The sequence below is a fragment of the Cohnella silvisoli genome, from assembly GCF_021190915.1.
Classification (GTDB): Bacteria; Bacillota; Bacilli; order Paenibacillales; family Paenibacillaceae; genus Cohnella; species Cohnella silvisoli.
In genome coordinates this window covers 76,567-98,981 of the sequence record NZ_JAIOAP010000017.1, presented here as the reverse complement: position 1 = coordinate 98,981, position 22,415 = coordinate 76,567, and the positions used below count along the sequence as shown (strand labels likewise).

At 47.3% G+C, this 22,415-nt stretch carries 16 protein-coding genes; all 16 read left to right on the top strand.

Features of this window, described 5'->3' with window-relative positions; all coding sequences use genetic code 11:
- The first annotated feature begins 16 nt into the window (after positions 1–16).
- The 16 genes from K7P76_RS26280 (at position 17) to K7P76_RS26205 (ending at position 22,317) form a co-directional block, all read left to right on the top strand.
- On the top strand, positions 17–1,123 hold the full coding sequence (locus tag K7P76_RS26280) for a hypothetical protein (RefSeq protein WP_232189043.1): 1,107 nt from the start codon (positions 17–19) through the stop codon (positions 1,121–1,123).
- Positions 1,124–1,144: 21 nt separating this feature from the next.
- Entirely contained in the window at positions 1,145–1,912 is a 768-nt protein-coding gene (locus K7P76_RS26275) for a creatininase family protein (protein ID WP_232189042.1), read from the top strand.
- Positions 1,913–1,946: 34 nt separating this feature from the next.
- Positions 1,947–2,705 (top strand): SDR family NAD(P)-dependent oxidoreductase, encoded by a 759-nt coding sequence (locus K7P76_RS26270; RefSeq protein ID WP_232189041.1) that lies wholly within the window; start codon positions 1,947–1,949, stop codon positions 2,703–2,705.
- 13 nt (positions 2,706–2,718) lie between these two features.
- Entirely contained in the window at positions 2,719–3,102 is a 384-nt protein-coding gene (locus K7P76_RS26265; RefSeq protein WP_232189040.1) for a RidA family protein, read from the top strand.
- Between the two features lie 117 nt (positions 3,103–3,219).
- Positions 3,220–10,032, top strand: coding sequence for a carbohydrate binding domain-containing protein (locus K7P76_RS26260; protein WP_232189039.1), 6,813 nt, complete (start codon positions 3,220–3,222; stop codon positions 10,030–10,032).
- Positions 10,033–10,125: 93 nt separating this feature from the next.
- Positions 10,126–11,142 carry a dienelactone hydrolase family protein gene (locus tag K7P76_RS26255; protein WP_232189038.1) on the top strand — a complete coding sequence of 339 codons (1,017 nt, stop codon included), beginning with the start codon at positions 10,126–10,128 and terminating at the stop codon, positions 11,140–11,142.
- Positions 11,143–11,153: 11 nt separating this feature from the next.
- Positions 11,154–11,993 carry an amidohydrolase family protein gene (locus K7P76_RS26250; protein ID WP_232189037.1) on the top strand — a complete coding sequence of 280 codons (840 nt, stop codon included), beginning with the start codon at positions 11,154–11,156 and terminating at the stop codon, positions 11,991–11,993.
- 82 nt (positions 11,994–12,075) lie between these two features.
- Positions 12,076–13,044, top strand: coding sequence for a polysaccharide deacetylase family protein (locus K7P76_RS26245; RefSeq protein WP_232189036.1), 969 nt, complete (start codon positions 12,076–12,078; stop codon positions 13,042–13,044).
- Positions 13,045–13,485: 441 nt separating this feature from the next.
- Positions 13,486–13,785, top strand: a complete 300-nt coding sequence (locus K7P76_RS26240) for a hypothetical protein (protein WP_232189035.1) — start codon at positions 13,486–13,488, stop codon at positions 13,783–13,785.
- Positions 13,786–13,828: 43 nt separating this feature from the next.
- On the top strand, positions 13,829–14,506 hold the full coding sequence (locus tag K7P76_RS33285) for a class F sortase (RefSeq protein ID WP_255678800.1): 678 nt from the start codon (positions 13,829–13,831) through the stop codon (positions 14,504–14,506).
- Between the two features lie 159 nt (positions 14,507–14,665).
- Positions 14,666–15,253: a TetR/AcrR family transcriptional regulator gene (locus K7P76_RS26230; protein WP_232189033.1), complete on the top strand. Its 588-nt coding sequence runs from the start codon at positions 14,666–14,668 to the stop codon at positions 15,251–15,253.
- Positions 15,250–16,329, top strand: a complete 1,080-nt coding sequence (locus K7P76_RS26225; RefSeq protein WP_232189032.1) for a DUF418 domain-containing protein — start codon at positions 15,250–15,252, stop codon at positions 16,327–16,329. The genes K7P76_RS26230 and K7P76_RS26225 overlap by 4 nt, the downstream gene beginning before the upstream one ends.
- Before the next feature lie 73 nt (positions 16,330–16,402).
- On the top strand, positions 16,403–16,993 hold the full coding sequence (locus tag K7P76_RS26220) for a TetR/AcrR family transcriptional regulator (protein WP_232189031.1): 591 nt from the start codon (positions 16,403–16,405) through the stop codon (positions 16,991–16,993).
- A gap of 68 nt (positions 16,994–17,061) precedes the next feature.
- The gene (locus K7P76_RS26215) at positions 17,062–17,934 is read left to right on the top strand and encodes an alpha/beta fold hydrolase (protein ID WP_232189030.1); all 873 of its coding nucleotides are present in this window, start codon (positions 17,062–17,064) and stop codon (positions 17,932–17,934) included.
- A 148-nt stretch (positions 17,935–18,082) separates the two neighbouring features.
- Positions 18,083–21,193 carry a hybrid sensor histidine kinase/response regulator gene (locus tag K7P76_RS26210; RefSeq protein ID WP_232189029.1) on the top strand — a complete coding sequence of 1,037 codons (3,111 nt, stop codon included), beginning with the start codon at positions 18,083–18,085 and terminating at the stop codon, positions 21,191–21,193.
- The gene (locus K7P76_RS26205) at positions 21,190–22,317 is read left to right on the top strand and encodes a response regulator (RefSeq protein ID WP_232189028.1); all 1,128 of its coding nucleotides are present in this window, start codon (positions 21,190–21,192) and stop codon (positions 22,315–22,317) included. Before K7P76_RS26210 ends, K7P76_RS26205 begins: the two co-directional genes overlap by 4 nt.
- The last annotated feature ends 98 nt before the right edge of the window (positions 22,318–22,415 follow it).

The window sequence follows — 22,415 nt, the reverse complement described above, 5'->3', positions numbered from 1 at the left end:
CATGAGGAGGTTCAGCGTGAATCGAAAAAAAAGAGTGGCCGTCATTATTACGGAATATTGGGACATTTCGCACGCGGATGTTTTTATTAGCAAAATGATGCGGGGGTTTTCCATTAACGGAGTCCCTTATCAATCGACGCTGGAGATTGCGGCCATGTATGTGGATCAGTTCCCTGACAACGACATGAGCCGAGATATGGCGAAGCAATACGGCGTTCCGATGTATGACACGATTGAAGAAACGCTGAAATGCGGTGGCAACACTTTTGATTTGGACGGAATTATCATCATCGGAGAGCTTGGGGATTATCCGAACAATGAATTCGGGCAAACCATGTATCCGAGACGAGAGTTTTTCGAGATTTGTCTAAATGTGATGCTGGAAGCTGGGAAAATCGTTCCCATCTTTACCGACAAGGGGTTTGCCATCGTACGCGAAGATATCGAATGGGTTTACGAGAAAGTGAAAACGCATCGCATTCCCTTTATGTCCAGCTCCTCGATTCCTTTCTGCTATCAGGTTCCGGCTCAATTGCCGATCCCTTCGGGAGCGCCAATGAAACGGATGTTCGGATTCATTTTCTCGGCCGTGGAGAGATATGTCTATCATACGATGGAAATGATGCAATCCATTGCGGAAAAGCGGGCATACGGCGAAAGCGGCGTAAAATCCGTAATGGCCTATGAAGGAGAAGATGCCGTTCGGCGCTTGCTTCAACCGGAATGGGAGTCCATCTACCGGGCTGCGGGAGGGTTTATCAACTTAACCGACCTGGACCGTTTTCCCTACACTCTTGAGCGACCAGTATTTATCGAAGTGAATTATGCCGACGGGTTGCAGGCGGGCATGTTATACGCGGACAAAGAAGTTAATAAATTCGTGTCGGCATATCAGATTTATGAATCCGAGAAGCCGCTTTGCGCGGAGTTTTATTGCCAATGGCAAAAGCCTCATGTCCATAGCGCAATCTTCGTACTCGAACTGGAAAGGTTCATCCATACGGGAAGAGCTCTTTATCCGCTCGAACGGTCCTTGATTACGACGGGCACAACGGATGCGGTTATGAAATCGCTTTATTATAAAAAAGAAATCGAGACCCCATACTTGATGGTCAACTACTAGAGGAAATCAGGTGATCGATAGATGAGACTGCAAGAGCAATCATGGGTCGATATAGGTGGAATGGACAAGACTGGAATCGTTATCGTGGTGCCGTTGGGAGCTTTGGAACAGCATGGCCATCATCTGCCGCTTGGAGTCGACAGCTATCTGATTCAAGCGCTTGCCGAATTGGTAGAGAAGTCGTTACCGGATCAAGTGATGCTGCTGCCGACGGTTTGGGTGGGGCATTCGCCTCACCATATGAAATTTCCGGGGACCGTTTCCGTTTCGCAAAACGTATATGCAGACTTATTGGAACAAATCGTTTCTTCGTTAGTGACGGCGGGATATACGAAGTTTCTATTTCTCAATGGACACGGGGGGAATGCCTTGCCGGTTCAAATGGCTTTGCAGGCGCTGAAAAATCGATTCCGCGATCACCGTTCGCTCTTGATTTGCGGGCTGTCTTATTGGAACTTGGCCCGGAAGGAAATGCAGGAAATAAGAGATTCCGCGCTTGGGGGAATGGGCCATGCTTGCGAGATGGAAACCTCGATGATGATGCATCTGTACCCGGATTACGTGGATGAGACGAACAGGAAGAAGGATGGCCGTCAGCCCCCAATCGAAAGCTTGGCGATCGACATGCTGCACAGTTCTCCCGTATCCGTCGTCTATGATTTTGATGAATTAACGGAAACGGGAACATTTGGAGATCCAACGTTGGCCACCAAAGAAAAGGGAAAACAATTTATGGAAGCCATCGTACGGAATTTGAACGGATTTATAAGCGATATTGCAGTCAAGTAAGGTGAAAGGCTCTTTATTTCGAAAGGAGGCCCGTATGGATCCGTTATTACGCAAGGTGCTATTGATCACGGGAGCATTAGGGCAGCTGGGTCAAGCCGCAACGAAGATGTTTTTGGAGAAGGGCGCCGTTGTTGTGGCCAACGATATCGGCGATGTTGACCAATCGCGCGAGATGAAGCTTTTATTGCAGGAATACGGAGAAAACCGGCTTATCTTTGTCCGGTCCGATGTGACCCGGGAAGCCGATTCGGCGTTGCTGGCGAAAGAAATTGAAAGTAAGTTCGGGAGGCTGGATGGGTATTTCCATAACGTTTGTACGGCGATTCATAAGCCGGTATTGGAGCAAACGCTTGCGGAATGGGAGCTCGTCATTACAGGTACGCTCACTAGCGCTTTCATCGTTTGCAAATCGATGCTGCCGCTCTTGATACGTTCAGGAGGCGGATCAATCGTGAATACCTCTTCAATCATCAGTCAAATACCTGCGGCTTATAATGCGGCTTACGGTGCAGCCAAAGCAGGCGTTAATCAGTTCACCAAGATCGTTGCCCATGATTATGCGACATCGAAAATAAGAGCGAATGCCATCTTGCCCGGTATTTTTTTTGCCCAAAATAAAATTTCTGAATTATCAAACGATACGTTGCAATTAATTCATGACAATAGCTTGCTGGAACGATGCGGAACCGCAGAGGAAATAGCGGAGATGGCTGCCTTTCTGTTATCCGACGCAGCTTCTTATATAACCGGCGCGCTTATCCCTGTCGATGGCGGCTATCATATGAAAAATTGAGAGGTGAAGATCATTGAATCGGGCAGTTACATCCCCCAGAGTGCATGAACCTTTCGGTCGCTATTCCATCGCTGTCGAAAGCAACGGCATGCTTTTTATGTCCGGCCAAGGGCCTTTTGACAAAGATAAGCGGCTCGTCGGCGATACGATCGATAGCCAAGCAAAGCAAACGCTTGATAATGTGAAGTTTATTTTGGAAGATAACGGATATTCCTTAGCGGACGTCGTCAAAGTGACCGTCTATTTGGAGGATATCGGATTATGGGCAGCATTCAACGAGGTATACGCCTCTTATTTTACTACTGAACCATTGCCTGCTCGTACCGTCGTTGGCTGCTCGTTGAATGGGATGCTGGTGGAGCTTGATTGTATCGTCGTAAAGAGCACCGGGATGTGACAAGCTCCAAGTCTAATTCGACTAGGAAGGGGGGGATTAACGGATTTAACGGTACCGCGCGCATACGCATCACGATTCCTATTTTCATTCCATATCTTGAGAGGAGAAATGTATTCAATGAAAAGAGTGAATAGAAAGATAAGTTGTATGTTAATGGTAGCCGTTATGTTATTGGGTTCATATACACCCGTACTCGCATCTTCCAATATCATGAACGGCGTAGCGACTTGGCGGTACCAAACGGGCGTCGCTGCGGGAACAGCTTCGGTCAACAACGCCAAGATTAAAGCGGATTATGACGCAAACGGCATATTAAACGGTCTTTATCTGGATCCGAATGGGACGGGCAACTTTTCCGCCGGAAAGATGATTAATGATTTCAACATGCAGATCGTTGAAGGCGGCAACACGTACGATTCGGATAATGTATCCGTTATTTCAGAGAACGGTACCGCTTTAAATGGTTACGATCAATCCTATGATTTCTTTAAACGCAGAATGAGCGAGTTTTATTTTAATGGCATTAACAATAATCGTTATATATCCACCATGTATACAGAGTTTTTACAAAACAGCGATATCCTGTATATGTACCCTCGATTGCACGTGAAAGAAAACGCCTCTCCGAGCAATATTAAGTATAACTTCAAATTTCCAAGCACGAAATTCGATAAAATCTATTATGATGTGCAGCCGCAGCAAATATTGCAGGACGATTCCTATGTCAATCAGGGCGGCAATATTTCGTTTAAAGGGGATAACCTGCTGAATGCCAGCGGGAGCTTCGAGAAAGTCGGAGGCTGGAACATTCGTTATACCGCTATCAATTCCGATAAAGTTTCGGATCCCCGGTACGAGCTGACCGGCAGCATTCCCGGATGGACGCTAAATGGCTCGTCAAGCGCCATGCAGCAGGTCGCGGGAGGGCATGACGGTAACTATTCGTTAAAATTGACGAACAATCAAACGGACTATAGCGGCAATGTCTCGGCCAAGTTCGATGTACAGAAGGGAGATACGTATACCGTTTCCGCGTGGGTCAAGGCATCCGGAGCCAATACTTCCGCCAAGCTGTGGGTCAACGGCTATGGAACCGAAGTGCTTCAGGCTGTAACTACCGGAGCTTGGACAAGACTTTCCATGACATTTTCCGCTCCGATAGATCCGAATGAGCCGGTTAGCATCTCCACGCTGCACCCATCCCTGTATCTGAGCGCTTCGCCGGGAAGCAGCATTTTGGTCGATGGCGTCAAGGTTGAATTAGGCAGTTCGCCGACGGCGTACGGCAACAATATGGCAGGGTTGTCCACATCAACTGTGCTTTATAATACAACGACGCAGGAAGGCCTTGTCATCTACACGCCGCTAAACTACCCCGAACTGAGGAAATGGTATTCGGATGATTATGTTCGGAAATCGTTTATGGATTACAGCATCACCAGACAGACCGTGGGCAGCGAGCTTGTTCTTACTTATGATGTGACGGGACAGGCGATGTCGGCGAACAACACGGAAGATTTTTATTTTTACGTCCGGCCATTTAAAGGCAGCGTAATCGATAACGGAATTTCGGCATTTACGAACAATTTAAATACGATGGGGCCGTTTCAAGAGAGTTTCGCAAATGTAACGACGTTAAACAAACAAATTGCGTACTACCCGATCGAAGGCTATGCCGACCAATTTTATAGCATAGGTTTTACCACCCTGCACAAAGGCAAAGCGGTTAAAAATGCGCCTTGGAACGATGCGACCTCCAGTCAGGATTGGGGAATTAACGGGGAAAGAGGTTTTAACTGGGGCTTCAACAGCCATAACATGGCCGTAATCGGAAATTCGATCAACAACTATTATAGAAGAACCATAAACCCGACGCAGGCGATGGTAGATGAAAGGATTCGGTTTGTCGTCAATTATATCGATAAAACGAACGATACCAAATACAATGGCGTCTATACGACGGGGGGGATGCCAAACTATAAATTGCTAATCGATTTGCTTAAGCAATCGTTAACCGAAAATGGCCAACTCGCGGAAGGATATAACAACTTTTATTTCGCGCAGGTTGCTATGCCGATGGTTGAATTGACCAATCAAATTTACTCCGGTTTATCCGCCGGCGATAAAGCTGCGATATTGAGTAAACTAGGTAATTTGAAAAAAATATACGACAAGACGGGCATCTTCACTTGGAATCATGATGTGAACGCGCTGACTAACGGGGATTTCGAACAAAGCGCCGCCGTGACATCCGGCAGTTGGACTACGGTTGGCAACGTATCGGTGACGTCTTCGCCCTATACGGTTACAAACACCGGTACAAATGTAGAATCGAACTACGTGAAGAGCTCGTTTACGCCTACGATCGGATCGGACTACTCCAGTCAGGTAAGCGTAAAATCAAATCTGGCAGGCGGAGCGAAAGTATGGCTTACATCCGCGGATAATCCTGTTCTGATCGATAGTACGCCGCTAAATAACGCGATCAATGGGAATGTCGAGGCGGGCACGCTGAGCAATTGGACGGTTTCGAATCAGGGTACCGGCGACACGATCGCCCTGGAATCGACGGAAAAGCACGGGGGAAGTTATTCGGTCAAATATACCCATCTTTCAACGAACGGCACGGCCGCGCTTCGAAACGGCAACACGCCCGCCAGCAGCATAGGAAAGAAATATAAGGCCACAGCTTGGGTGAAATCGGCCGATAATAATCCGGTAAACGTAACTATCGATATTGCGGGAGGAAAGAAAAAAACATATACCGCAGGCAATACATGGACGCAGATTTCCACGGTCGTGTATGCCTCCACGGCGTTCTTTACGAATGTCGGACTTACGATACCGCAAAATAAAGCGATCTATGTCGACGATGTGGTTTACACTGAAACGGCGGAAGATTTTATTCTGAACGACGATGACAGCAACGGAGACGCGGAAGCGGGTAGTGCCGCGGGATGGGATATTTATGGGTCCGGAGCAGGCGATACGTTAACCATTGTGAGCGATGTCAAGTTTGCGGGGAATTACGCAATGAAATATACGCACGGCTCGGCCAATGTCGCTTTTGCCAGAAATATCGCTAATGTCGCGAGCACGAACGGGAAGAAATATAAGGGTTCGGCGTGGGTAAGGTCGGCCGATGCCAATCCGGTCGACGTAACGATCCATATTTCCGGAGTCGGTTCCAAAACCTTCACCGTGGGCAGTGCATGGACACCGCTATCCACGATCGTGGATGTCACGAATGAGTACTATAATACGTTGGCTATATCCATACCATCCGGAAAATCGGTTTACATCGACAATGCCGTCATCGGGGAGACCTCGGAAAGCGTTCCTATCAATGAAGGTAATAATGGAGGAGCGGAAAGCGGAAACCTGACGAACTGGTCCATCACGAATCCGGGCACAGGGGATGTATCTTCCGTTATTTCGACGGACAAGCATGCAGGCAACTATGCCGTGCAATATACGCGTGCGTCAAGCGGGACGACGACGTATATCAGCAATGTGTCGTCTTTATCCAGTGTACCGGGCAAGCGATATAAAGCTACGGCATGGGTGAAGTCGCCGATTACAAATCCTCTTTCCGCAACGATCGACGTTTCGGGAGCTGGTCCAAGAGCTTACACAGTCGGGAGCGAATGGACGCAGATCAGTACGATGGTCAATGCGTCTAACGGGTATTTTAATACCGTAGCGATTACGATACCTGCCGGAAGATCCATCTTGATTGACGATGTGGTCCTGATGGAAGTTTCGGATCAAGTACCGGTCTATTCTGTTGATATTAATCAAGCCTCTTTCACAACGGTGAAATCTCTTTCCAATGCCGCTTTTGCCAACGATACGACGAATGACCTGAAACTATTTATGAGGCCCGGCGATCAGGTTATCGTCAATACCCCATCGGTGCAACAAATAAGCGGTTGGACGGCAAACGGAAGAGGGTATACCGAAATATCGAACGATTATGCAAGCGGCGCCCACTCGTTGACATACCGTAATGATGGGGCGAACAGCAAAGACAATTTCCTAAGCGCTCCTTTCACGGCAGGTACAGGCTTTGAAGGCGCCGGCACGAAATACGTGGCTTCCGCCAAAGTAAAAGCGAAGGCAGGAACGACGGCCAAAGTGTGGCTGGATAGTTCCGGTCGCGATGCCGGCAAAACTCTATTGAATGACGGTTGGAATGGCGACCTCGAATACGGAAATACCGCCAATTGGGAAATCACGAACAAGACCGTTAACGATACTATGCAAGTGTCTACGACCCATAAAACGGGCGGATCATACGGATTGCAATATACGAGCGGTTCCGCAAACGCGGCGCTCCGGTATTCGTTTCCAACGTCCGGTACGTCAGGGAAAAGCTACAAGGTCAGCATGCAGGTCAAATCCGGCAGCGGCACGGCAAATGTAACCTTGAGTTTAGGCGGCAAGCAGACGTTAACTTACAACATAGGCACCGGTTGGCGCGAAATTTATACGATCGTTGAAAACGCGGATCCAAACATCAACCGTGCGGATATCAAAATACCATCCGGGCAATCCGTTTATATCGACGACCTTAAAATCGAGGAGACGACAGATAAGTTGCCGCTGAATGCCTCGAATAATGAAGGTGTGGAAGAGAATTCCGCCAACAACTGGGCGTTTGATTTTCAAGGTGCCGGAGATACGATGACCCCAAGTGCGAGCGAATCCCACAGCGGAATCTACGCCATGTCCTATACGCATGGGTCCGCCAATCAGACAACGATCAGGAATACGTCGACGAAACCAAGCATAACAGGGAGAAAATATAAAGCGACCGCATGGGTGAAATCGGCGAGCTCAACCCCGATTCAAATTCAAATTCATATTAGCGGCGCCGGTCTAAGGAGCTTCATGGTAGGCAATGGATGGACTCCTATCTATACGTATGCAACGGCGACAAATCCTTATTATAACTCCGTTGGAGTCATTATTCCGCAAGGCAATACCGTTTACATTGACGATATGGGGCTGGTCGAAACGGACGAGACCGATCCGCTTACTGACGGAAGCAACAGCGGGGGCGAAGCCGGATTGAACGGCAATTGGGGTGTCGTTAATGCGGGGAGCGGGGACAGCATACAAGCGGTAACCGGAAATGCCCATATGGGCGCGTATTCGCTGAAATATACGTATAGTTCGGGGAATGCGGCCTATGCGATCAACCAAAGCAATTCCGCCAGCGTTGTCGGCAAAAAATACCGAGGTTCCATATGGGCCAAGAATGCCAATCCGGGTAATACTCTGGTAACCGTCAGCGTCGGCGGTGTAGGGCCGAAAACCTACTCGGTCGGAGCCGATTGGGTACGGTTGGACACGTATGTTACGGTAACCAACACGAGTTATAATAGTATTCTGGTTACTATTCCGCAGGGCAGCAGCGTTTATCTCGATGATAGCGAAATCGTGGAAACGACCGATTCTGTACCCTTGAATTTCTGGAACAATGGAGATTTGGAGACGGGTACTGTTAAAGATTTTACAATGCAACAAGTTCCCGGAGACAGCGCCATCATAGAATCGGCTGAGAAGCACTCAGGCAATTATTCGATTAAGTTTACGGTCGGGAACGCGAGTCCGAGCAATCGAAGCGTGTATTTGATGCATCTGGTGTCCAACAACAGCGTACCTGGGAAAAGGTACAAAGTGACGGCATGGGTCAAATCGGCAACGGGAAGCAACGTTTATGTCAATATGAGTCTATCCGGGTATGGGCAGGTTCAATCGCTAGTTGGGAATACATGGACTAAGCTGGAAACGACGGTCAATGCGGAAAACCCTAATTTTAACCAGGTAAACTTCATATTAGGAAATAACACTAGCATCTATGTAGATGATGTCTCGGTAACTGAGGTTGACGCAACGGAGCCGATTCAGTATTACAATATTACGGACAGTTCTTGGACATCGATTGTTCAAAAGCTGCCGATTCACGCAAGCCCAGCACAAGCATTAAGATTATTCTCTCGCCCGGGTGATGAAATTCTGATCGATACCGCACAGGTTGAACCGGGGGAAGAAGCTTCCTCAAGCTTCGAGGCAACCTCTTCCTTCTATGATTATTCTCCCTTGTATTTTTCTAAGAGCATCACCGTTATTAATTCGCACATTGAGGCTACCATTATTGCCGCGTTTATGAAAAAAATAGCGGATGCAGCGGGTAATAGTACGGAATCCGCATATTGGAATACGATGACCAACAACGGCGTGGACGGCATTCTGTGGTTTATGAAGAAAAATAGCGCTTTTAGCCTTAATGATCTGATCTACAGGATGGGCACGGGACCGAATGGAGAGTACGGGAAATATGTTCTGATGAGACTTGCCCAATTATTTAACGAAGTCAGTTACAAGAAATCTGAATTACAGCCTTATGTATGGCATATGGTCAACAATTATATCGAAGATGATAAGGATGACCATTACGCTCCGACGGCTACCCGCTTCTCGTACGAAATCGCCCAGATTTTATACGGTATCGTATGGAACGATGCAACAGGGCTGCGGACGATCGAGTCCAATTGGCCTACTTATTATCCAGCGGGCTCTATGTATGATTTAAGAGCGTTCAGATTGAATTTCAGCAGAGATTTAACGCCGATATTGGATGATAAGTGGTATTACGGTTTTACGGTCAACCAAACCGAGAATGACTCTTTCGGCGGCTTCCAGCTCAGTAATTCCTCGTATTATCTTGAGAATTCGACGGATACGTCCAAGACGGTGACGATCGCATTCGTCGACAGAGATACGACGGATAGTTATGGGCTTTCCAGGATTGCACAGGCTCTGGAGCTTATAACTAACACCCCCTTAACGATCAGCGGCAACACGGTCACATTCACGATACCTGCCAGAACGTTTCGTATAGTACAGCTTGCCATTTCGTAAGAGTAGGAGAGGAAAGGGTGATCCACCTGCGATTCCCTTTCCTCCAACTCATACCCGTACCTCATAACTCGGAATGAAAGAGGTGGGATTCACATGACCTATTTACTATCAGACGAAATACAACGTCTTCTTCCAGAAGCGGAAGCAACGGACGACCGCCGAAAGAAATGGGAGACAAAGAGGAACGAAATTGAACAGCGTGTACGAGCCTTAATCGGGACAATTCCTGATCCGCACCTTGTTCAATTCAACGTAATCTCGGAGAGACAGCTATCTGATCGTGTTATCCTGCAAAATATATGTTATTCCACTTACGATGACGATCTCGTTTCCGCATACTTGCTCATTCCGACGGGTTTTTCTCAGAAACGGTTCCCCGCCGTGTTGGCTTTGCATCAAACGGCCGCCTGCGGTAAGGACGAGGTCGTCGGAATGAAGGGCGATCACGAATTGGCTTATGGTCTGGAATTGGCGGAAAGAGGGTTTGTCGTTCTTGCCCCGGACATTCTCACCGCAGGAGATCGAATATTTCCGGGATATGAGGCATTTCAAACCTCGCCGTTCGAAGAGAAATATCCGGATTGGTCGATGATCGGCAAAATGCTTTGCGATCATCGACATGGGGTTCAATTGTTGTCGGGCTTGGAATATGTAGATGCCGAACGCATCGGCGCAATCGGGCATTCACTGGGCGGATACAATGCCTTTTTTCTATCCGCATTCGAGCCGCGAATTCGAGCAACGGTCAGCAGCTGCGGCTTTAGTTCCTTTGCCGGAGATCCGACACCGCAGCGTTGGGGGTTAAGAAAGGAATGGTTCACCCATTTCCCTGCGCTTAGCCCATGGTTGGCTCGCGGCGAAATCCCTTTTGAATTCAACGAGGTCGTTGCCTTGACGTTTCCACGAGCTTATTTTAACTGGTCTACGCAAAATGACGCTATTTTTCCCCATTGGCAATATGCGGGGAAAGCCATGATGACGGTTCAAGAACTCTATGAATCTCTGGAGCAACCGAACAAATTCGTTTCATTAATCGGATCAGGCAAACACGAATTTCCCCAGGAGATAAGAATTATGGCTTATGAATGGTTAAAAAATCAATTAGTATAAAGGAGCTGCTTATGATATTCGATTGCCATACGCACGTATTCGGAGAAGGAATGTTCGGCGGAGCCACGTTGGCCGCTGCCAAACGGGCCTGGGGAGACTCGACGGAGATGATCGCCACGCCCGAACAAAATCGGGAAAACGTAAAGGACGTTGACGGTGCGATCGTCCTTGCATTCGATGCCCCTGCCACCGGTATAAATGTGCCGAACGAGTATGTGGCTGAGTATGTGTCCAAACACCGTGGACGACTGTACGGTTTCGCCAGCGTCGATCCTAATAAAGCGAACGCGGTAAGCATTTTCGAGAAAGCAGTCAAGGATTTAAGCTTGTCCGGGCTGAAGCTCGGCCCGATTTACCAGAACTTCTACCCTGACAGCAAAGAGCATTTTTCGTTGTACGCGAAGGCTGATGAATTGCAGGTTCCGATTTTGTGGCATCAGGGAACATCTTTCGTGCCAGAGGGATTCTTGGACGCTTCGCGGCCGGAGATGCTTGATCCGATCGCACGCGCGTTTCCCGATCTGAAAATGATTATTGCGCATATGGGTCATCCTTGGATCGGCGAATGCATCTCCGTTGTAAGGAAAAATGCCAATATGTACATGGACCTGTCCGCTCTGGGAAGCCGTCCGTGGCAATTTTACAACGCGATGGTGCTAGCAATGGAGTATGGCGTTACGCATAAAATATTGCTAGGCTCGGATTTCCCGTTCTTTACGTTACAGCAGACCATCGATGCGCTCCGTAATATAAACGCGGTAGCAGAGGGCACGAACATGCCTCGGATTCCAGATAAAATCATCGAAGACATCATTCATCGCAATACGCCTGAATTGTTAGGGCTTCGATGAGTATCTTAGCTGCTTTTGTGGAAGGATATTCGAATCATGAATCCATAGTTCATGCTTAATACTGCAACAGGAAGTGTTCTTTTTGACAGAAAAATTGAGGTTGTTCCTATTCGCTGCCTTATTTTTTGCAGCCGTTTGTGCTTCTGCTTCGTGCGGTTATATCGACTCCGAACATAGTGCCAACCCGGAAACCTCATTTCCGCAGCAGCATCAATTAAATAATAAAGATTCCCGCCATAATGCAATCCGCTTTTCAACTACACCTGTATATTATCACGATAAAGTGATCGTATTGATGTATCATAATGTGGAAGTTCGATCAAATCACGAACGAATCCTAACGGTAAAATTGCTCGATGAACATTTATCTTTTATGAAAAAAAACGGATTTCGAATCATTTCAATTGACCAATATATGGACTTTTTACTGTATGAAAAACCGGTGCCCGATAACGCGGTTTTACTTACATTTGATGACGGTTATGAAACATTTTACACGAACGTATACCCATTGCTTAGAAAACATGGCGTTACTGCAACGGATTTTATTGTCGTTTCATCAATTGACGATCCGAATTACTTTGGTCGCGCCAAATTATCGTGGAATCAGATGAGGGAAATGAAAAAGGCAGGCATGAGCTTCTATAATCACAGTTATGCTTCACATGCATATGCATCTGTGGATCGTGAAGGAAAGCGAAGACAGAGGCCCTTATTGTCGCATCGAATTTTCCTTAAACAGCTTAACCGAATGGAAACAAAGCTTGAGTACGAAAAGCGTATTTATAACGACTTATCGAAAGCGGAAATACGACTCAAGGAAGAGCTAGGAAATTCACGAAGCGCACTTGCTTTCCCCTATGGCGCTTACAGCCCAACAACCCTTAAGATTGCCCGCAAGGCAGGAATCCAAGTTACATTTACCGTTCATCAAGGTATCAATACTCGATTCATGCGCAATGGTTTTCGCATTAATGCGGGAAATAGAAATCAAAAAACAGAGGATTTAATTCAAATGTTAAAAAATGAAGGGAAACGGATTCGGCGGTAAATTGAACCGGATGTCCGTCTAACGGTACCATCTGCTTGTGAATGCTTTGAATACGAGTATGATGCTTTTTATCAGCCGTCACATGTATTTTGTATGCAGGTTCGGAATGTTTGACCGCTTGCCTCACTTTTTGTTTACCGATGCCTTTAACACTCGAAACGGTTTTAGAAATTTTTTCTGAAACGGACTTGTTTGTAGAAGGATGCGCTTTGTTCTTAATAATGGGACGTTCAGCGATTTGTTTTCACCTCCTCTTAAATAGAATGCTCAAGCATTTTTAAAACCATGCAGTACATTCGATGTCTGTGAGAAATCCTCATGCCAAATGCGGTTATCTTTCTGTATGGGTACATTGGGATAATCTTTCACTCATTATTAAAAAAGCAAAAGGACAACATGAGTAGGGGGAAATCCCGCACAAAAAATTGAGGAGGCAACACAATGAAGAAAGTGGCAGTCGCAATCGTTTCCGCTTGTTTGTTGTTTTCCGCAAGTTCTGCAGCTTTTGCAGCCCCGGTAGCGGAGAAAAAACACGAACAAAAAATGCACATGAAAAAAGTGCATGAGAAAAAGCTGCACATGAAAAAAGCGCATGAGAAAAAGTTGCATAAAAAGGTGCACATGAAATCATCGAAGGGCCATAAACTTCATGCGAAAAGCCTTCATGCAAAAAGCTTGAAAGCAAAAGCAACTAAATTGCCTAAAACAGGCTTCGGCGGCGCAAGCGAACAAACGGAATAAGGAGCGTAAGAGGGGATCAATCAGCCCCTCTTTTCTTATCGTTATGAAAAAATGGGTATTGTATATTTTGCTGGTTGTCCTATTGGTCATATGTACCAATTGTTCCCAGTCAAACAAGAGCAGGAACGATCGCGGGTCTGAATATAAGAAGTCGGAATCAAATCTGACTTATCCAAAGAAGGCCACAACGAAGACGATAGAGCCCAGATCGACTAAGAAAATACAATTAACCGATGGGATCGTCCCCGCGCGACTTTACATTCCATTGATCGATCTCCATGCGACTGTGGAGCCCGTAGGCGTGGCGAACAATGGTCAGATGGGCATCCCTCGAAGCACGGAAAGAGTGGGGTACCTCTCCAATGGAGTGTTGCCAGGATCGGTAGGAAATGCGGTAATGGACGGACATGTAGATAATTATAAAGGTCCTGCGGTTTTCTTCCGATTGAGAAAACTGGGGAAAGGCGACAAAGTAATCGTTAAAAATGAAAAAGGATATGCGATTACATTCATCGTCGATTCGATCGGGGTTTATAAAACATCCGAGGCTCCAATCGATAAAATATTCGGACCAGCAAATGAACCCCGGTTAAACTTAATTACATGTACGGGTAAATATAGCAGGAAGAAACGCGAGCATGAGGCAAGACTTGTTATCTTTACTAAACGCTTGATGGACGATAGAACTGCATTTGAGCATGGCCTGCAAGCAGTTCCTTAATCTGCTTTGCAGGCTTTTTTACGGTTAATAATGAACATAAAATTATTTTTGGAGGAAATAAAATTTACTTAGAACTCGACTATTGCAAAAGGAGGCGGTAATTAGTATCATTTACTTACCGACCGTTAAGTAAATATTATTAGGGAGATGTTTGGAGAAATGAATACGACTTCGACGTATACTGTTATTTTGGAGACGGGGTACCGCTTATTTGCTGAACACGGTTTTGAAAAAACGAGTATGGCTATGATCGCCAAAGAGGTGGGGATATCCAAGCCTGCTTTGTATTATCATTTTTTGTCAAAAGAAGCGATTATCGATGTGCTTTTTGAAGAGATATGCAAAGATATTGGATTTGCAAGTTTTTTCAATGTCCAAGACTATTCGAAGGATAATTTTGAAGAGAAACTTATTTTTGATGGACTTAGCATAATTAGCAAGCAGAAAGAAGACGACAATTATTCACGTATCATGAATCAGTACCAAGCACTTGGCTACCGGAACCCAAAGTATTCACGGAAATTGCTTGATAGCTTGGACGGTTTTACAGTTGGTTTTGTCGAGTTGTTGCGTCACGGAGCTTCGATTGGGGCTATGGCTGACAAAGATACGCTTATCAAAGCGCAAATGCTGACCATGATTATTGACAGCATGGATAATTTCATGAGCTATGGGTTTGAGTATGGTTATGAAGACATTTGGACTAAAGCGGTTAAAGCCATTGTATTGGAGGATGCCGTGAAATGAGTTATTCGACTCAACGTATAACTGCCCTGGATTATGCGAGAGCTTGGGCGATCTTCGGAATGATTATCGTTAACTATAAGCTTGCGATGCAAGCAGAAAACGACGGAGCGACATGGTTAAGAACGATAGCGGGTTTGTTTGAGGGGAGAGCTTCCGCATTGTTTGTCATTCTGGCAGGCATCGGAGTGTCATTAATGACCGCGAAAGCAAGGAATTCGAAAAACAAGGACCTCATTCGTCAAAGTCGGAACAGCTTATACAGGAGATCTGCTTTCCTGTTCATATCCGGGATATTATTGCTTCTAGCGGGCTGGAGTGCCGATATTTTGCATTATTACGCGGTGTTTATGCTTGCAGCCTCTGTTTTGATCACAGTATCCGACAAGATGATACTTGGTCTGTTCGCGGCAATTTTGTTAGTTTCGCAAATGTTTTTGGTCGTGTTTGATTATAGCGAAGGTTGGGACCCGGGTTTTCATGAATATACGGGCTTTTGGACGCTAGCAGGGTTTTGCCGAAATCTGATATTTAACGGATTCCATCCCATCTTTCCTTGGGTATGCTTTTTCCTAATCGGCATGTGGATCGGCAGAAAACAATGGCTGGACCGGGGAAAACGAAAGAAGGTGCTGCTCTGTTCGTTGTTAGGGACCATCGTTTTCGAGTCGTTTTCCTATTTCCTGATCAAATGGACCTCTCCTGTACTGGACAATGAAGCCGCCAATTATTTGTTTACGACGAAACCGATGCCACCCACAATGATTTATGTTCTCTCCGGAACATGCCTAGCAGTGGCCATTTTAGCGATCAGTTTTTATGTGGTGGATTATTTTGGGAATTCCCTCCTGACGCGGGCGGTGATTAATACCGGACAATTATCGTTATCCCATTATATCGGGCACGTAATCATCGGATTGGGTTTTCTTGAGATAGCAGGTTATTTGGAAAATGGAAGCCTTTCTTTCGCGATCTCGTATGGATGCGGTTATTTCATTATCGCCATTATCTTTTCTTATGTGTGGATAAAGTGGATGGAAAGAGGTCCGGTCGAGCTGATCATGAGAAAATTTTGCTGAGTCGTTTATGATTCAGACACTTGTAAACGCTGAGTAACTCCGATATAATCCAATAGTGAAAGGTGGTTCATTTATGGTTCAGGTTTTAAAAGAAGAATTGCGACACGCGATTCTTCGAGCCGCACAGGATGAATTTATGCAGTACGGGTATGTTTCAGCTTCAGTCAAGCGGATTGCGGAAAAAGTAGGAGTATCCGTTGGCAATCTGTATCGGTATTACGCGGGGAAGGAAGCATTATTCGACTCGGTTGTGAATCCGGTATTCGATGAGTTGGAGAGCGTGATCAAAAACCACGTTAAGCAGCCGCTGGGCAATGGGGAGGGGCACATTTTCGAACTTGTCATTCATGCACTGACGGATATTATCGGGAAAATTCGCATTCCTCTCTTAATTCTAATCGACAGCAGTAAAGGCACAAGGCATGAAGACACCGTTCTGAAGCTGCATAGGATGATGGCAGACAATGTCGCTAACCATCTGCAGGCGTACAACGCCAAACAGGGACGCGAAGTGTTCGCCGAGCGGACGGCATGGCCGGTTTCCGTTGCTTTTATGCAAGGATACTTCGAGATTATCAGGCATCATCCGGATAAAGAGGATTGCAGCAATATGGTTCGCCAGTACGTCTCATTTTGGTATCAAGGCCTGCAAGCATTTTTTTGACCACGGGGATGCAGGCTTTTTTTTAACATTAATAATGAATAATAATTCACTTTTATGGAGGGGATAAAATGAAAGAAATAAATCGCCACTACAAGACCAAAGACGGATTTAACGTGGAGTATTCCATAATCGGACAGGGAGAACCGATCTTGCTCATGCATGGCGGACATTCAAATTGCAATGAGGAGCTTGGTTACAGCGAACTTACGGAACGCGGATATTGTGTCATCACCCCGTCTAGGCCAGGTTATGGCAATACGTCCAAAGAGTTAGGGGAAAACGTAATCACCGCGTGCGAAGCGTACTTAGAACTGCTGGATAATTTGCGCATCCCCCAGGTTCATATCATCGCAATTTCTGCCGGCGGTCCTAGCGGCATCTATTTCGCATCGCGGTATCCGCAGCGAGTCAGAAGCCTTACTCTGCAATCGGCCGTGGCCGATAAATGGTTGACTCCCGACGATAAGTTATACAAATCCGCGCAGCTCATGTTCCGCCCTTCTAACGAAAAATATCTCTGGGCCATGATGCGACTCATGAACAAGCTTTTTCCGAACTTTCTTTTCAAGAGCATGATTCCTTCTTTCAGTAAATTGCAAAGTGAACAGGTATTGTTGCAAATTAGCGACGATGATCGAAGGCAGTTCAAGAAAATGTTGAATCGTCAGCGATCCGGGTATGGTTTTCTTATCGATTTAGCACAGACGGGGGAAGATCTAAATTCCGTTATGTCCACCATTCAATGCCCCACACTGATTATGCATAGCATTAATGATGCGACCGTACCCGTAGAGCATGCCCGCATTGCTCATCGGCATATTCCAAACGCTCAGCTATGCGAGCTTGATTTATGGGGTCATTTAATTTGGCTCGGAAAAGGCGCTCCCGAAATGTATCATAAACTGTTTGCATTTCTGGACTCCAAAAAACCTGTAATGTGATAAGTTATCTCGAAAATCTACAGTAATGGTTAACAAAGCTGCCACGGGCTGACATAAGACCATTATCGAAAAGCTTGAGAAATCAGGCTTTTTATTTTGTGCCATGTTATTATAAAGATATTTATAGCGAACTCAAGGACGGTTAAGGATGAATATGTTTTTAAGTCGGCGTGTCAGGTTCACATTGGTGCTTGCCATTCTACTTGCACTAATCGCGGCATTGGTTCTGTCATTCGTCGAATTAACTCCCGGGAAAACTGTGCCTCGGGCAAAGGACGGCACGCTGGATTTGCGAGATTGGAGCTTGGACAAAGACGGGCCCGTTCGGCTTAACGGCAGCTGGTCCTTCTACTGGAGGCAATTGTTGACGGATAAGGAGTTGCATAATGCGAACGCGGCGCAACCAGACATGTTCGCGAAAGTACCTGGCGTATGGACGCGCTACGGTTTGCCGGGACGCGGTTATGCAACCTATCGTCTGACAGTGTTGACGCAGGGATCAACCGGTAAACTGGCGTTGCACATTCCCGCGATTGCACCGGCGTATAACATTATCGTCGACGGAAAAGTCATCGCGAAGACGGGGCGCGTCGGAACGGGGCGTTCAACGACTCAGGAGGCGTATTTGCCGCAAACCGTTATTTTCGAACCGCCGGGCCAACGATTCGATCTCTACCTGCAAATAGCCAACGAGCTGTATCCGAAAGGAGGCTTCTGGTTTAGTCTGACGTTTGGCACGGAACGGAGCATGCTGAAGATAAAAGAGCGCAATACCCTCGTCGACATGACGGTATTCGGCGGATGCGCGCTGCTCGGCTTGTATCAAATCGCGGTCTACCTTTTGCGAAGGGCTGAACGCTCGACGCTGTATTTCGGCATATGCTGCTTATTGGGGGGAATCCGGATATGGGTCGTAGGCGGGATCTATCTTGCCGATCTATTTCCTCAGACGGACATTAGGCTCATTATCCTGCTCGAATATCTGACTTATTACGGCGGAGTTACGTTGGCTGCGCCGTTCGTGCGGGAATTGTTTCCGAAGGAATTTAACGGCAAGATCGTCAAGACGCTCGTAGGGATCGGGCTCGGTTTCATTGCATCGGTCCTCGTGCTCCCAACCGAAACGTACACAATCTATATCAATTATTTCCAGTGGGTATCGCTATTAATTTTTGCCTATTTTATTTACGGATTTTCATTGGCATTGTTGCGCGGACGAAGCGGAGCGCTGCTTCAGCTGTCCGGGTGGCTCGTATTCGTAGCCGCTGCCTTCCACGATATTTTGTATAACGAAGGCCGGATCATCTGGATCGACATGCAGCTCGCCCCCTATGGGTTCATTTGGCTTGTATTCATTGAAGCGTTGGAGCTCGCCAGACGGTTCACCAATGCCTATCGCATCATCGGTACGATGTCCGAGGAACTGATCGCCCAGAACCGAATGAAGGACGAATTTCTTGCCAACACCTCGCATGAACTGAAGACGCCGCTGCACGGAATCATGAATCTCTCCCAAGCGCTGAGCGAGGGTAAGTCGGGTTCGTTGAATGAAAGCCAACGGGAGCAGTTGGACGTCGTCGTCTCGGTAGCCCGCCGAATGTCCAACCTCATTAACGATATTCTCGATTTGTCCCGTTTGAAGAACAGCGGTATCCAATTGCAATTGAAGCCTGTCGATGTCCGAGCGGCCGTGTCGGCGCAGCAGGAAGTATTCCGTTATTACATCGGGGAGAAGCCGGTAACGCTTCGGCTAGAATGGCCCGATTCACTTCCATACGCGTTAGCCGACGAAAGCCGGCTGCTTCAGATAGCGTATAATCTCATAGGGAATGCCATTAAATTTACGCCGGAAGGCGAGGTCACCGTAACGGCATGGGCTGAGGGAAGCATGCTGCATATTGCCGTCGCGGATACCGGAATCGGCATCCCGAAAGATAAGCTCGACGTCATCTTCCAATCGTTCGAGCAAGTGGGGACGTCCGTTGCCAGGGAATATGGCGGCGCTGGGCTTGGACTCGGTATCGTACGTCGGTTGGTTGAGCTGCATGGGGGCCGGATCGCAGTAGCTTCGGAAGTTGGCAAGGGCTCCGTTTTCTCCTTCACGATTCCCGTAAGCGACGGAACCAGAAAGGAAGCCGAAGATGTTAAGCCGATAGCTGAAGGTTTCGTGGCGGACCGTCTTCCTGCGGGATGGCTTGAGATTGCGGCTTCCATAGCACCTGATCGAGGCGGCGGTAAGCGAGAACAAGCGATTCTGATCGTTGATGACGATACGGTGAATCTGCGGGTGCTTATGGCCGTATTGGCGGACGAGCCTTATGAGGTTCTTACAGCGACAAGCGGCAAGGAAGCACTGGATTTGTTGGATAGCGGCGGAAGCAAGATTAGGCTAGTCATTCTGGACGTCATGATGCCTGGAATGTCCGGTTATGAGACTTGCCGAGAGATTCGTCGGAAATATGCGCTGTCCGAACTTCCCGTGTTGTTGACAACGGTGAAAAACGAGCCGGACGATCTGATCTACGGTTTCCAGGTCGGAGCTAACGATTACCTGACCAAGCCGTTTCAGCCTTACGAGTTGCGGGCGCGGGCGCATACTTTGCTGGAAATGAAGCGATCTGTAGAGGAAGCGGTTCGATCCGAACTGGCATTCCTTCAGGCACAGATTAAGCCTCATTTTCTCTACAACGCGCTCAATACGATCATCTCTCTGTCGCTGGAGGAACCGCAAACCGCACATGATTTACTATTGTATCTGAGTCGTTATTTGCGGGGCAGCTTCGATTTTAAGAACAAAGAGAAACTGGTTCCCTTGAGGAAAGAGTTAGATCTGGTCGAGGCTTATGTTCAGATTGAGCGAGCAAGATTCGGAAATCGGCTTCGTATCCGTTATGAAGTTGATGAAGCCGCGGAATGCCTAATCCCGCCGCTGACGCTGCAGCCATTGGTGGAAAATGCCGTGAGGCATGGCGTTACGAAAACAGAAGATGGCGGGACTGTGACGGTATCGGTTCGTGTCGACATAGAGAACATCGTGATTTCCGTCGAAGACGATGGAGCGGGAATGCCCGTAACGGCTCAAGCAATCCTCTCGACGGAACGCGAGGGGGAAGGCGGGGTCGGGTTAAGAAACATTCATCAACGAATGCTTCAATTGTACGGTCAGGGAGTCGAGATCGAAAGTGGTCTCGGAATTGGAACGAAAGTTATTTTACGTATTCCGCTTGCCGTCAGTGCTGATGAGGAGAGACGAGTATGATCCATGTAATCGCGGTAGACGATGAGCTCCCAGCGCTTAATAGAGTAGGAAAGATGTTGGAAACGCTCGATGGTATACACGTGAGCGGGTTGTTCGAAAAAGCGAAAACTTTTCTGGAGCACGTATTAACGACGCCAGAGCAGATCGATCTGGTGCTGCTGGATATGGAAATGCCAGGTTTTCACGGGTTGGAATTAGCGAGACGTCTGCGCGCATTCCGGCCGGAAATCCATTTCGCTTTCCTGACGGCCCATGAGGAATATGCTCGGGATGCCTTTGACGTAGAGGCGCTTGACTATTTGCTCAAGCCGATCATGAAGGAAGATTTGGAAAGAATGATCAGTCGATTCATGAAGCGGAGCAACCGCCTGAATGTTGACGTTGCAATTCCCGAACGGGGTGTAGCCGTTCGCAGCTTCGGACCTTTCGCCGTAACGACGGATAAGGGTGAACAAATCCGCTTCCGCAATTCGAAAGGAAGGGAACTGTTGGCCTACCTACACCACCATAGAGGGAAATCTGTCGGCAAGGCGCAAATTCTCGATGACATCTGGTATGGTCGCGATGTGGAGCGGACGCAGGTCACTCTGCATTCGACAGTGTATCAGCTGCGCAAAGATCTTGAAGTTTTTGGTCTTCAAGAAATCGTAGAGCTGTCGAAGACGGCGGGCGGCAGTTATCGTGTGCACTGGTCTGCTGCATTCGACGATGTAGCCGAGTACGAACGGGAATATGAACTCTATAAACGTACTTCATCCCTGATGCATGTGTTGCGAGCCGTTCAATTATACGGAGACGGATATTTGGCCGGCAGCGGGTACGGATGGGCTGCGCCGCGCCAAACCGAGCTTGAGTTCAGTTATGCGGAGCTTCTGGAGGCTATGGTAGATGCCTATGCGAGGCAGCAACGCTATGAAATCGCCCTAGGTCCGATGCAGAAATGGGCGCAGCTGCTGCCGCTTGACCTAAGGCTTCACTCCAAGATGATCGCACTGCTGCTGCTCATGAACAGAGAAGCGGATGCGGGGGAATATCATGAGCTCGCGATCGAACTGCTCGATCATGCCGACCGATCCAAGTTGGATTTTTCGCTCCTTTCGGCGAATCCAACTTCCTTATTCTGAACTTTAGATCATATTGTGCAAGATGTAAGGCTTTTCCGGTTCAGGAGAAGCCTTTTTGCGCGTTTTCTGTCTATTAAATTGATCATTTTATACAATAC